The organism is Streptomyces sp. CA189, assembly GCF_056428985.1.
In genome coordinates, this window is sequence record NZ_JBWJVM010000060.1 from 42,082 (window position 1) to 55,272 (window position 13,191).

Sequence of the window (13,191 nt, forward strand, 5' to 3'; positions counted from 1 at the left end):
CGTGGCGGGCATGACGTCCGGCAGACTGAACTTCTTGTCCACCGGTCGGTGGACCCCTCAGCCCGCAGTCGCAGAGGGCGGATGAGTATCCGTACTCATGGCGTGAGCACGGCAGTGGTACCACGATGGGTCACCGGGGTCGATCTTCATCGAGGGGACGGCAGGCATGGGCGTCACGGCGGAGGACCAAGGCGGCGGTGGGGCGGGGTGGCGCGGCCGCGAAGTGCTCCGACCGTTGATCCGGCCCGCCGGCGTGGGCGCGCTGCTGGGCTGCCTGTGGATCCTGGTGGTCGCGCTGCCCTGGGACTTCGAGGACTTCTGCCGGAGCGAGGGTTGGGGGTGCCTGGGGTTCGGTCTCCTGCTGATGGTGGCCATACCCGTCGTCGCCGCTCTGCTCGGGTGGGTGGTCCTGCGGGTGGCCGGGGTCCGTCCTGCCTGGCAGGTGGCGGGATTGGGTGCGCTGCTGGGCGTGCTCGCCGACGTCCTGTCCTTCCGGGCGGGTGGTCCGGGCCTATGGGGTTCGTTCGCCGCTCCGCTGCTGCTGGCCGCGGTGTACGCGGCCGCGGCCGCCGTCGTGCTTCCCGGCGTCGGCTCCCCGCGGCGCTGGGGGGTGCTCGCCGGCGCCCTCGTACTGCTGTGGCCGTTGACGGGCGTGCTCGGCGATCAGCGGGTGTCCGAGTACAGGGAGCGGCAACTGGCCGCCGCCCAGGTTCCGTTGCTGGCTCCCGAGCTGGACGGGTACCGGTTGTACTTCGCGGAGGCCGACAAGTTCAGCGGCACGTTCGGCTACCTGATCCTCCCGTCGTCGGTCCCCACCAGCGCCGCCGACCGGGAGCGGCGCGGCATCCGGGTGACCGTCGGACCGCAGCTGCCGGGCTTCGCGCCTCCGAACGCGTGCCAGGTCGCGAGCGGCCGCACACAGGAGGGCGCGGACCGCTGCGAACAAGTGGCCGCCGACACCTGGCGCTCGAACACGTACGACTCCGTCCGGTACATCGCGCGACGCCAGGGCGTCATCGTGGTCCTCACCGGAGGCGGCCCCACCGTTTCCGACAGCGACCTGCGGGCGATGGCCCAGTCCCTCGCGGTGCGCAAGACCGGCTTCTTCCTCGACGAGTGAGGTCGGTCCCTGCGCGGCCGGACCGACGAACTCGCCATCACCCACCAGGTCTTACTCCACCTCGCCGCCGTCCTGGACGCGCTCTCGTCGAACGTCGTCGCGCGTGGTGCCCATCTTGAGTCCGTCGACCCAGTTGACCGACTCGACGCCGGTGATGGTCGACCGTACGAGCGCGGCGCGCACCTCGCCCGCGGAGGCGAGGTCGGGCAGTCGGTCGAGGCGCCGCTCGAAGTGATCGATCTCGCCCGGTTCCAGCCTTCCGGCGGCGAGAGGTCGCCCTCGGGCAGGGCCGAGGGAACCCGCCGCCGCGCGGTACCCCTGCCGCAGGGTGGGTGCGGTGTGCGTGGCGCGGGACAGCAGGGCCACACGGAGATGGCCGGCCGCCATCTGGCGGACGCCGGCGGCGGCGCCGTCCGCATGGGCCTAGCCGACCAGGTCGATCTCCGCTCCGGGCGAGCCCGCCGGCACGTGCCGCTCCACGAGCACGGCGGGGACCGGCAGGTCCGCGAGCTCCTGGAGGTCGTCGGGGTCCGGGCCGGCCACGCCCCAACTTAGGTTGAGGAGAAGGCCGGTGTCGCCCGCCTCGCTGAGCGTGTCGATCCGCGCCCCGTCCTGGTCCCTGTCGTACTCGGTGGTCGCGACGAGCAGCCGGGCGCCGACGTCGGCAGCCGCGTCCCGGGCGCCGCGAACCGCGGGAACCGGCATCCCGGGCACGAGCCCGCGGGGTGCGGCCGGAGGCGCCTCGTGCGCCAGGCGGGCCTCCTGGGGGCTCAGTCGCGCCGTCGGCCACAGGGCCGACCCGTGCAGTCTCCGTACGAGCCCGCGTCGAAGGGCGCCGCGAGGTCCCGTCTCGCGGTTTCCACGGAGATCCCGAGCTCGGTGGCGAGGCCGGAGACCCGCACGCTCCCGTGCTACCGCACGAGCCGCACTGCCCTCCTGTGCCGCGCGTCGTCCCTCTCCCGCATGTGCGATCTCCCTTGACCCCTCGGGCTGCTTCGGCCTAGCGTGATCCACGGCCCGTAGAAAGCGCTTTCTATGCGAGGTTCTCCTTCTGCCGGAACCCCGTCGGCCGACGAGTCGAGCACCACCGGACGTCACCGAAAGAGAGCGCACACGTGAAGCCACCCCACCCGCCGATCACGCAGCCGAACACGACGCCGGCCACGACGCTGACCACCGACGAGACCGGCTTCCTGCGGAACGGCCGCCCGCACCGGATCGTCTCCGCTGCCATCCACTACTTCCGGGTGCACCCCGCCCTCTGGTCCGACCGCCTGCTGCGCCTGCGCGCGATGGGCGTGAACACCGTCGAGACCTACGTGGCCTGGAACGTCCACGAGCCCAGGCCCGGCGCGTTCACCTTCGACGGGCCGAACGACGTGGCGGCCTTCATCCGGACCGCCGGCGACCTGGGCCTCGACGTCATCGTCCGGCCGGGACCGTACATCTGCGCCGAATGGGACTTCGGCGGACTGCCCGGATGGCTGCTGGCCGACCGCACCATCCGGATCCGCCGCCGCGACCCCGCGTACCTGGCCGCGGTCGACGCGTGGTTCGACACCCTGGCCCCCGTACTGGTCCCCCTCCTCGGCAGCCGGGGCGGGCCGGTGGTGGCCGTGGGTGTCGAGAACGAGTACGGCAGCTTCGGCAACGACACCGGCTATCTGGAACACCTCCGCGACGGCCTGGTCCGACGGGGCATCGACTGCCTGCTGTTCACCACCGACGGGGCCGACCACGGGTTCCAGCTCGGCGGGCGCATCCCCGGTGTCCTGACCACCGGGACCTTCGGCTCGCGCCCCGAGAGCTCGCTCGCGACCCTGCGCACGTACCAGCCGGAAGGGCCGCTGGTCTGTGTGGAGTACTGGCACGGCTGGTTCGACCACTGGGGCGAGCCGCACCACACGCGCGACGCCGAGGACGCCGCCGCCACCCTGGACAGCCTGCTCGCCGCGGGCGCCTCGGTGAACATCTACATGGGACACGGCGGCACCAACTTCGGCTGGTGGAACGGCGCCAACCACGACGGCGCCACGTACCAGCCCGACGTGACCAGCTACGACTACGACGCCCCCGTCGGCGAGGCCGGCGAACTCACCCGGAAGTTCCACCTCTTCCGCGAGGTCATCGGCCGTCACACCGGCCCCGTCACCCACGAACCCCCCGCTCTGCCCCCGCGCGTGGTTCCCCGGCCGCTCTCCGTGGACGGACGCGTCTCGCTGGCCGACTCCCTGGACGCCCTCGCCAAGCCCGTGCACCACGTCGAACCGCTGACCATGGAGGAGGCGGGCCAGTCCCTGGGCCTGATCCACTACCGGACCCGCCTACGCGGGCCCCTGCCCGAGGCGGCGCTGCGCATCGACGGGCTGGCCGACCGGGCCCAAGTCTTCCTGGACGGACGGGAGATCGGGCTCCTGGAGCGGGACGAGCCGCTCGCGGCCCTGACCGTCGCCGTGCCCGGCGGAGGTGCGGAGCTCGACATCCTGGTGGAGAACCAGGGGCGGATCAACTACGGGCCCCTGCTGGCCGATCGCAAGGGCATCCGCGACGGAGTCAGGCTGGACAACCAGTACCAGTTCGGCTGGGAGATCAGGCCGCTGCCCCTCGACGACCTGTCCGGACTCGAGTTCGGCCACGGCGCGCTCCCGGACGGCCCGTCCTTCCACCGGGTCCCCGTCGAACTGGACTCCGCCGCCGACGTGTTCATCGCCCTGCCCGGGTGGACCAAGGGCATGGTCTGGCTGAACGGCTTCGCCCTGGGCAGGTTCTGGGAGCGCGGCCCGCAGAAGACGCTGTACGCACCGGGTCCCCTGTGGCGCGCGGGCGAGAACACCCTGGTGATCCTCGAACTCCACCGGCCCGGGGCCACCGTCGAACTCCGCGACGCACCGGACCTCGGCACGGAGGCGCCCGCCCCCATCCCCGTCTGGTAGGCCGCAGCGCCCGGTGTCGAAGGAACCGGCCCCGCGGTCACTGCCCGACGCCGTGGCCGCGGAACAGAAGGCGAGAGCAGAAGGCGAGAGCAGAAGTCGAGAGCAGAAGGCGAGCGAACGTCCTCGGGCCCGCACGCAGGGCCGGATGGGCCACCGCCCGCCGGTGTGCGGCCGTGTCGCCGACGGTGCCGCTACGGCCCCTGCCATCGTGGGCCACCGCGTCCGTCTTCCCCGGGAGGTAGCTCCGTGTCCCGACGCCCGCACGCCCACTCCGGTCGGCTCCGCCCGTCGCTGCGCCTGGCCGCCGCCACTGCTGTGTGCAGCGCCCTGCTCGCCGTCTCCGTGCAGCCCGCACAGGCCGGAGCGGACCGCAATCCGCCCGGCGGGGCCGCCCTCCACCAGGAGCTGCGCGAGCTGGTGGAACGGCCCGACGGGCCCCCCGGGGTCATCGCCGTGCTGCGCGACGGGGACCGTACGGAGGTCTACCGGGCGGGCGTGGCCGACGTGGAGAGCGGTCGGCCGCCGCGGGCCACGGACCACATGCGGATCGCCAGTGTCGCGAAGGCCTTCAGCGGAGCGGTGGCCCTCGGGCTCGTCGACCGCGGCCGGCTGCACCTCGACGACACGATCGGCGAGGTGCTGCCCGGGCAGCCCTCCGCGTGGCATCAGGTGACGCTCCGTCAACTGCTCCATCACACCAGCGGGTTGCCGGACTACTCCTCCTCCCAGGGGTTCATCGACATCGTCTCCGAGGACCCCCGCCACCGCTTCGACTCCCGCCGCCTGCTGGAGTTCGTCGCAGACCAGGACCTCGCCTTCCAGCCGGGCAGCCGCTACGCGTACTCCAACTCCGACAACATCGCCGTCGCCCTCATGGCCGAGGCCGCCACCGGACGCCGGTACGAGGCGCTGCTGCGCGAGCTCGTCTACGAGCCGCTGGGCCTGCGGGCCACGAGCCTGCCCCAGGGATTCCGGCTGCCCGAGCCCTACCTCCACGGCTACCAGATCGATCCGCAGGAGGGGCCCATCGACGTCAGCGAGGCGGTGGGCGCCTCGGGGGCCTGGGCGTCCGGAGGCATCGTCTCGACGCCGAAGGACCTGACCGCCTTCATCCGCGGCTACGCGGGCGGCACCCTCGTCTCGGAGCGCACCCGGCGCCAGCAGTTCACGTTCATCCCCGGCGCCCTGTCCCAGCCCCCCGGCCCCGGCCGCACCGAGGCGGGCCTGGCGATCTTCCGCTACACCACGCGCTGCGGAACGGTGTACGGCCACACCGGCAACACGGCCGGCTACACGCAGCTCGTGGCGGCCACGGCGGACGGCCGGCGCTCGCTGACCTTCTCGATCACCACGCAGACGTCCCTGACCATCAACCCGGACCTGCTCGCCCAGGTCCGGGAGGTCCAGGAGGACTTCGTCTGCGCCCTGCTGCGCAAGTGACCCGGCGCCCGCACCCGCGGGGCTCCCCCGGGTGCGGGCTTCACCCCCGTGGGGGAAGCTGGGAGTACCCCGGTGGTGCCGGCGGCGCGCAGAGTGGCGAGGAAGGTCTTCCGTGAACGTTTCCGCAGGTGGCCGCCCCGTACACGCATCCCGGCGCACCGCATCCCGTCGCAGGGTGCGGACCGCCACCCTGCTGTGCGCGGTGGCGGCCATGGCCGTCGCCGTACTGCCGGCCTCCGCGCACACCGGCGCCGCTTCCTCGGCCCGGGCCCCGGTCCCCGGGGACCCGGTCGTGGTCGTCGACTGCTTCTCGCAGGCCCAGATGCGGCCCGCGGAGTACCTCCTGGCCTGCGGCGACGGGAACAACCGGCTCGTCGGCCTCCGATGGCAGACCTGGGGGCCGGACCGCGCCACGGCCACCGGTACCGACATGGTCAACGACTGCCGCCCGTACTGCGCGGCCGGCCGCTTCCACGCCTACCCGGTCACCGTGACCCTGAGCAACCCGCAGGCCTGGCCCGAGCACCCCGATCTCCGGCGCTTCACCACGATCCGGCTCCTCTACACCGACACCGCACCGGACCCGGTACCCAAAGACGTGACGTACAAGTTGGTGTACTGACGCGAACCGGGGGCTCCCGGGTTACGGTCGGCCGCATGGACCTTGATCGACAAGGGTGGAGCCGTTGCCTGCTGAGCGGGGCGGTGTTCGCCGTGTGCATGGCAGGCACCACGCTGCCGACCCCTCTCTACGGGCTCTACCAGGAGAAGTTCGGCTTCTCCGCGCTGATGGTGACCGTGGTGTACGCCGTGTACGCCTTCGGGGTCATCGGCGTCCTGCTGCTGGCGGGCAATGCCTCGGACGCCGTGGGCCGGCGGCCGGTGCTGCTGGCGGGGCTGGGATTCGCCGCGGTGAGCGCCGTCTGCTTCCTGTGCGCCGACGCAATGCCCTGGCTGTACGCGGGACGGCTGCTGTCCGGTCTGTCCGCGGGCCTGTTCACCGGGGCCGCCACCGCGTACGTGATGGAGCTGGCGCCGCCCGGCGGCGCCTCGCGGGCCACGTTCGTGGCGACGGCCGCGAACATGGGCGGACTGGGCTGCGGTCCGCTGCTCGCCGGAGTCCTCGCGCAGTACGCCTCCTGGCCGCTGTACCTGCCGTTCGCGGTGCACCTCGCGCTCGTGGCGGGCGCGGCCGTCGTCCTGCTGCGGCTGCCGGAGACGGTGCGCGAGCGGCGGCCGCTGAACACCGTACGGCCACAGCGGCCCGCGCTGCCCCCGCAGGTGCGGGCGGTGTTCGCGCCGGCCGCGATCGCCGCGTTCGTGGGGTTCGCCCTGTTCGGGGTGTTCACCTCCGTCAGCCCGGCGTTCCTCGCGCAGTCCCTGGACGTGCACAACCGCGCCGTGAGCGGGCTGGTGGTCGCGCTGGCCTTCTTCGCCTCGACCGCCGGGCAACTGGCGGTCGGCCGGGTCGGGGTGGAACGCTCGCTGCCGCTGGGGTGCGCCGTGCTCCTCGCCGGGCTGGCGCTGCTCTCGGGCGCGCTGTGGTGGGACCTGCTGCCGCTCGTGGTGCTGAGCGCCCTGGTCAGCGGACTCGGACAGGGGCTGGCCTTCCGCGGGGCACTGTCCGCGGTGGCCGGGGCGTCCCCCCCGGACCAGCGGGCAGCCGTGATCTCCACGCTGTTCCTGGTGGCGTACACGGGCATCTCGCTGCCCGTGATCGGGGTGGGCGTGCTGGAAGGCCCCCTCGGGCTGGAGGGTGCGGGACTGGTGTTCATCGCGTGCATGGCGGTGCTCGTCCTGGCCGCGGCCGGCTACCTGCTCAGGCGCCCCGCGCGGATCGCCGCGAACTGAGCGCGCGGGACCGCCGGACCGGCCGCCGGGGGCGCGTGGATCCGTGGGGACTCACGCGCTGCCGGCGGCCGTGGGGTACGCCACCTCGGCAAGGCTGTTCGGGACCGGGACCGACCAATGGCGGTCCTGCTCGAAAGTGCGGAGCAGGTCGGCCGCGACGCTCACCGCGATCGTGGCGGGCTCCTTGCCCGTGATCTCGGTCATTCCGATCGGGGTCGTGATCCGGTCGATGGTGCCGGCGTCATGACCGCCCTCGGTGGCCAGGCGCTGCCGGAACCGCGCCCACTTCGCGGACGAGCCGATGAGGCCGATCGAGCCGAGACCGGCGGTGCGCAGGGCGGCGTCGCACAGCGCGGCGTCCTCGGCGTGATCGTGCGTCATGATCAGGACGTGGGTGCCGGGCGGCAGCTCCCCGAGCACCGTCTCCGGAAGCAGCGGGGTGTGGTGGACGTGGACCTGCGCCACCGCATCCGAGAGCACGCCGAGGCGTTCTCCGGTGAGCATGTCGGGGCGGCTGTCGACGAGGTGCAGGTCGAGGTCCTGGCGGGCCAGGATGCGCGCCAGTTCCAGTCCGACGTGCCCGACGCCGAAGACGGCCACCGCCTGGACCACCGGCAGCGGTTCGAGCAGCACGGTGACGGCTCCGCCGCAGCACTGCACGCCGTGCCGGCTGGTGACCTTGTCGTTCAGGGCGAACTCCATCAGCTCCGGCTCCGGATCGGGCGCGCCGCTCAGTTCGCGCGCCCGGTCGATGGCGACGGCCTCGATGTTGCCGCCGCCGATCGAACCCCAAGTTTCGGTCCGCCCCACGACGAGCTTGGCACCGGCCCGCCGGGGCGCGTGGCCGCGCACGGCCGCGACGGTCACGAGCACGCCGGCTTCCCGGCGTGCCCGCAACCGCGCGACCGCGGCGACCCAGCTCATGTCAGACATTGCTCAAAGCGCTTGCGTCGGCGGGGACCCCGCTGCCGTCGGGCGCCTGCCCGTCGCGGAGCGCACCGCCCCGGCGGGCTGCCTCGACCGCCCAGTACACGGCCTCGGGCGTGGCCGGCGAGGCCAGCTCCACGCTGATCCCGGCGGGCCCGAACTCGGCGGCCGCCTGCCGCAAGGCCTCCCGTACGGAGAAGGCCAGCATCAGCGGGGGCTCACCCACCGCCTTGGAACCGTAGACCGCGCCCTCCTCGGTGGCGTTCTCCAGCAGCCTGACGTTGAACTCCTCGGGCATCTCCGAGAAGCTCGGCAGCTTGTACGTGCTCGCGGCCTGGGTCAGCAGGCGGCCGCGGTTCGGTCCGTCGCCGGAGTCCCAGCGCATGTCCTCCAGCGTCAGCCAGCCCGCGCCCTGGACGAAACCGCCCTCGACCTGACCGATGTCGATCATCGGGGAGAGGCTGTCGCCGACATCGTGGACGATGTCCACCCGACGGATCCGGTACGCGCCGGTGAAGCCGTCCACTTCCACCTCGGTCGCGGCGGCGCCGTAGGAGAAGTACTTGAACGGCGAGCCGTGGAACGCCTTCGCGTCCCAGTGCAGGCCCTCGGTCCGGTAGAAACCGGCCGCCGAGAGCTGGACCCGCTGGAAGTACGCGGTGCGCACCAGGTCGTCCCAGGCCAGCTCCTTGTCGACGCCCAGGGCGCGCGCGATGCCCTCGACGATGCGCACGTCCGAGGCGTTCGTACCCAGCTGCGTGCCGGCCACCTGGAGCAGCCGCTCGCGGATCTGCTCGCAGGCGTTCTTCACCGCCGCGCCGTTGAGGTCCGCCCCGGCGCTGGCGGCGGTGGCGGAGGTGTTGGGCACCTTGTCCGTGCGCGTCGGGGCCAGCCGTACCTTGTGCAGGGGGATGCCGAGCGTGGTCGCGGCCACCTGCAGCATCTTGGTGTGCAGGCCCTGCCCCATCTCGGTGCCGCCGTGGTTGATCAGGACGGAGCCGTCCTTGTAGACCAGCACCAGCGCGCCGGCCTGGTTGAAGGCGGTGAGGTTGAAGGAGATGCCGAACTTGATCCCGGTCATCGCGAGCGCCCGCTTGGTGTGCGGGTGCGCGGAGTTGAAGGCCGCGATCTCGCGCCGGCGCACGGCCAGTGCGGCGTCGTCCTTGACCTGCTGCCAGATGACGGAGATCCGCTCGGGGTGGGGGACGGGCTGCCCGTACGGCGTCGACTGGCCCTGCCGGTAGAAGTTGCGCTCGCGCAGCTCCATCGGATCCAGGCCGAGCAGCGGCGCGCACCGGCCCATGATGTCCTCGATCACCAGCATGCCCTGGGGTCCGCCGAAACCGCGGAAGGCCGTGTTGGAGACCTTGTTGGTCTTGGCGATGCGGCCGGCGATGCGCGCGTTGGGCAGCCAGTAGGTGTTGTCGATGTGGCACAGCGCGCGGGCCGTCACAGGCTCGGACAGGTCCAGGCTCCAGCCGCCGTCGGCGGTCAGGGTGGCGTCCAGGGCCTGGATGCGGCCCTCGGCGTCGAAGCCGATCTTCCACGTGGCGTGGAACCCGTGGCGCTTGCCGGACATGGTCAGGTCCTGGGTCCGGTTGAGCCGTACCCGGACCGGCCGGCCGGTGAGCTTGGCGCCGAGCGCGGCGATGGCCGCGAACCCGTGCGGCTGCATCTCCTTGCCGCCGAAGCCGCCACCCATCCGCAGGCACTGCACGGTCACCTCGTGGCTGTGCAGGCCGAGTACGTGGGCGACGATCTCCTGCGTTTCCGAGGGGTGTTGGGTGCTGCTCTGGATGAACATCTGCCCGTTCTCGTCGAGGAGAGCGAGCGCCGCGTGCGTTTCGAGATAGAAGTGCTCCTGGTCGGAGAACTGGAACTCGCCGGTGAACACGTGCGCGGAGTCTTCGAAGCCGGCGTCGACGTCGCCGGTCACCATCAGGGGCCGGGCGCCGTGGAAGCTCTCGGTCTCGATCGCCTCCCGCAGGGTGATCACGGAGGGTTCCTCGTCGAGTTCCACCTCGACGGCCGCCGCACCGAGCCGGGCGGCCTCCACGCTCTCGCCCAGGACCCAGGCGACCGCGTGGCCGTGGAACATGACCTTGTCGGGGAAGAGGGGTTCGTCGTGCTTCATTCCGGCGTCGTTGACGCCGGGCACGTCGGCCCCGGTCAGTACGCGGACCACGCCGGGCACGGCGAGCGCCGGCTCGGTGCGCAGCGCCGTGATCCTGCCGTGGGTCTTCATGACCTGGACCGGGTAGGCGTGCAGGACGTCCTTGGTGCGGTGGACCAGGTCGTCGGTGTAGAGCGCCGCACCGGTGACGTGCAGGTTCGCGCTCTCGTGCGGCATCGAAACCCCGACGACGGGCTTTTCGGGACGCTGGGACAACTGGCTCATGACGACACCGCCTCGGTGGTTTGCGCGTACAGCTTGTGCAGGCTCTGGCCGAGCATCGCGGAGCGGTAGAGGGCGCTGGCGCGGTGATCGTCCATCGGGGTGCCCTCGGACCGCAGGATCCGGGCCGCGGCCTCGACGGTCTCCGCCGTCCAGGCGTTGCCCTCCAGGGCCGCCTCGGTGGTGAGCGCGCGGACCGGGGTGGCGGCCACGCCGCCCAGACCGATGCGCGCCTTGCGGACGATCCCGTCCTCGATGTCGAGGGCGAAGGCGACCGCCACGCTGGAGATGTCGTCGAAGCGCCGCTTGGCGATCTTGTGGAAGGCCGTGACGGGCGACAGCGGCAGCGGGATGCGCACCGCGCGGATCAGCTCGCCGGGACGGCGCACGCTCTGCCGGTAGCCGGTGAAGTAGTCGGCCAGGGGGACCTCGCGCTCACCGTCCGCGCCGGCCAGCAGCAGCGACGCCTCCAGCGCGAGCAGCACCGGCGGGCTGTCACCGATGGGCGAGCCGGTACCCAGGTTGCCGCCGAGGGTCGCACTGTTGCGGATGAGCCGGGACGCGAACTGCGGGAACAGCTCCGCGAGGAGCGGGACGCTGCCGTCGAGCCGGCGTTCGATCTCGGTGAGCGTCTGAGCCGCCCCGATCTCGATGTGACCGGACTCGACGCGCAGCTCCCGCAGTTCGGGCAGCCGGTCGACCGCGACCACGCAAGCGGCCCGGCGGGACCGGATGTTCACCTCCACGCCCCAGTCGGTGCTGCCGGCGACCACGACCGCCTCGGGCCGCTCGCGCAGCAGCCGCACCGCCTCCGCGAGGGTGCCGGGCCGCAGGAACACGCTGTCTTCCCGGGCGTATTCGGTGGCGGCAGCCTCGGGCGGGGACTGCTCACGGCGCTGCGCCAGGACGTCGTCCTCGGTGGGAGACCCGACGGCGAACGCGGCATCGCGGATCGGGCGGTAGCCGGTGCAGCGGCAGAGGTTTCCGCTCAGCGCGTGCAGATCGAAACCGTTCGGACCGTGCTCGGAGTGGGCGCCGTCGGCCGAGCCCGCGGCAGGGTCCGGGTGTACGCAGCGGTCGGGCCGGTAGTACTCGGAGGCCATGCTGCAGATGAACCCCGGTGTGCAGTAACCGCATTGGGAGCCGCCGCGGACGGCCATCTCCTCCTGCACGGGGTGCAGCGCGGTGGGTGCGCCGGACGCGTCGACGGTGGCGAGGCCTTCGGAGGTGACCACCTCCTGGCCGTCGAGCGCCAGGGCCGGAACCAGGCAGGCGTTGACCGCCACCCAGTCGGTGGGCTTGTTCACCCCCGGCCGGGCCACGAGCACCGAACAGGCGCCGCATTCCCCCTCGGCGCAGCCCTCCTTGGTGCCGGTGAGTCCGCGGTCGCGCAGGAAGTCCAGCACCGTGGTGTGGACTGCGGCCGGAGAGATCGGTGTTTCTTTTCCGTTGACCGTGATGCGCGCCGCTACCACGGCACGTCCCCGTTCCGGGGCGCGGTCGATCGGACTGTCCTAGTTGCCATGGCAGGAGCTTTCTCGTTCAGTGGCCGCGGCTCGACAACCCGGAGCGCGGCAAATCGGCACGCGAGGAGGCGCCGTAAGTGATGACAGAGTGGTGCAAAATCTCCGGGGCCGCGATCGGGCACGCCGGGAAAGGCGCTATTCAGCAGCCGTGTGCTACCCGACCCGGAGCCCAGGCGGTCTGGTGTGCGAGGCGAAGCGGTACGGAGATGGTCGACATCCGGCTTCGCCTCCTTCCAGTGGCTCTCGAGTTGGTGCGGTCGAAGTTACGTGCCGAAGATTGATCGGTCAAGCACATCTTGGTCGATTCCACGAAGGCCGGCGACTGCGCGGGGGCGGCCCGCGACGTCGAGGGTGAGGCCGCGCGGCTGGAGGATCGTGCGGGTGTCGAAGGTCGTCGTGGTGCCGGGGGACTGGGTGATCCGGTAGTCGCGGCTGAGGGCCGCGGCGGCGATGGTCATGGACGTGGTGGCGAAGTGCGTCCCGAGGCAGTTGCGCGGTCCGCCCCCGAAGGGCATGAACGCGTACTTGGGCAGGGGAGTGGCGGGGCGCTCGATCCAGCGGTCCGGGTCGAACGTGGCGGGCCGGTCGTAGTGGTGCGGGTCGCGGTGGAGGACGAAGGGGCTGACGCCCACCCGCCGGCCGCGGCGGAGCGGGTAGCCGGCGAGTTCCGTGGGCTCCTCCACGGTCCGCTGGACGAGCCAGAGCGGGGGATGGAGCCGGAGGGTCTCCTTCACGACGGCCCCGGCGACGGGCAGCCGGGGCACATCGGCCGCGGTGGGGGGCCGGCCCGCGAGTTCCCGGTCGGCCTCCTCCCGTACCCGCCGACGGGCGGCGAACAGGTCGGCGACGATCACGCTGGTCGCGCCCTCTCGGGTGAGTGCGCCCTCCTCGCAGGCGGTGTCGAGGACGTCCGCGACCGTGGGCGGGGAGTCGTCCCGCCGCGTGCCGCGCCGCCGGCGCATCAGAGCGGAGACCTCCTCGGCGAGCTCGCGGGAGGGG

12 protein-coding genes are annotated in these 13,191 nt (G+C 72.3%); 5 read left to right on the plus strand and 7 right to left on the minus strand.

Translation table 11 applies throughout. The features are described 5' to 3' along the window. Positions 1–166 precede the first annotated feature (166 nt). On the plus strand, positions 167–1,120 hold the full coding sequence (locus AC061S_RS32395) for a hypothetical protein (protein WP_478689450.1): 954 nt from the start codon (positions 167–169) through the stop codon (positions 1,118–1,120). A 51-nt stretch (positions 1,121–1,171) separates the two neighbouring features. Here AC061S_RS32395 and AC061S_RS32400 read toward each other — a convergent pair whose 3' ends face one another. The 3 genes from AC061S_RS32400 to AC061S_RS32410 all read right to left on the minus strand — a co-directional run bounded on the left by AC061S_RS32400 (position 1,172) and on the right by AC061S_RS32410 (position 2,022). Then, positions 1,172–1,486 (minus strand): hypothetical protein, encoded by a 315-nt coding sequence (locus tag AC061S_RS32400; RefSeq protein ID WP_478689451.1) that lies wholly within the window; start codon positions 1,484–1,486, stop codon positions 1,172–1,174. Between the two features lie 57 nt (positions 1,487–1,543). Next, positions 1,544–1,825: a hypothetical protein gene (locus AC061S_RS32405; RefSeq protein WP_478689452.1), complete on the minus strand. Its 282-nt coding sequence runs from the start codon at positions 1,823–1,825 to the stop codon at positions 1,544–1,546. Positions 1,826–1,890: 65 nt separating this feature from the next. Next, complete coding sequence (locus AC061S_RS32410) at positions 1,891–2,022, minus strand: hypothetical protein (RefSeq protein WP_478689453.1); 132 nt, start codon at positions 2,020–2,022, stop codon at positions 1,891–1,893. A gap of 213 nt (positions 2,023–2,235) precedes the next feature. Between AC061S_RS32410 and AC061S_RS32415 the strand changes: the two genes are divergently transcribed. The 4 genes from AC061S_RS32415 (at position 2,236) to AC061S_RS32430 (ending at position 7,344) form a co-directional block, all read left to right on the plus strand. Beyond that, complete coding sequence (locus AC061S_RS32415) at positions 2,236–4,053, plus strand: glycoside hydrolase family 35 protein (protein ID WP_478689454.1); 1,818 nt, start codon at positions 2,236–2,238, stop codon at positions 4,051–4,053. 246 nt (positions 4,054–4,299) lie between these two features. Beyond that, on the plus strand, positions 4,300–5,493 hold the full coding sequence (locus tag AC061S_RS32420) for a serine hydrolase domain-containing protein (protein WP_478689455.1): 1,194 nt from the start codon (positions 4,300–4,302) through the stop codon (positions 5,491–5,493). Between the two features lie 175 nt (positions 5,494–5,668). Next, on the plus strand, positions 5,669–6,115 hold the full coding sequence (locus tag AC061S_RS32425; protein ID WP_478689456.1) for a hypothetical protein: 447 nt from the start codon (positions 5,669–5,671) through the stop codon (positions 6,113–6,115). 35 nt (positions 6,116–6,150) lie between these two features. Then, a complete protein-coding gene (locus tag AC061S_RS32430; protein ID WP_478689457.1) occupies positions 6,151–7,344 on the plus strand; it encodes an MFS transporter in 1,194 nt (397 codons plus the stop codon). Between the two features lie 51 nt (positions 7,345–7,395). Here the strand turns inward: AC061S_RS32430 and xdhC are convergent, their stop codons facing one another. The 4 genes from xdhC to AC061S_RS32450 form a co-directional block, all read right to left on the minus strand. Continuing rightward, positions 7,396–8,268 (minus strand): xanthine dehydrogenase accessory protein XdhC, encoded by an 873-nt coding sequence (gene xdhC / locus AC061S_RS32435; RefSeq protein ID WP_478689458.1) that lies wholly within the window; start codon positions 8,266–8,268, stop codon positions 7,396–7,398. A 1-nt stretch (position 8,269) separates the two neighbouring features. Continuing rightward, positions 8,270–10,669, minus strand: coding sequence for a xanthine dehydrogenase molybdopterin binding subunit (xdhB, locus tag AC061S_RS32440; protein ID WP_478689459.1), 2,400 nt, complete (start codon positions 10,667–10,669; stop codon positions 8,270–8,272). Next, positions 10,666–12,141 carry a xanthine dehydrogenase small subunit gene (locus tag AC061S_RS32445; protein WP_478689460.1) on the minus strand — a complete coding sequence of 492 codons (1,476 nt, stop codon included), beginning with the start codon at positions 12,139–12,141 and terminating at the stop codon, positions 10,666–10,668. Before AC061S_RS32445 ends, xdhB begins: the two co-directional genes overlap by 4 nt. Positions 12,142–12,455: 314 nt before the next feature. Then, a partial coding sequence (locus AC061S_RS32450) for a cytochrome P450 (protein ID WP_478689461.1) occupies positions 12,456–13,191 on the minus strand: 736 nt, incomplete at its 5' end.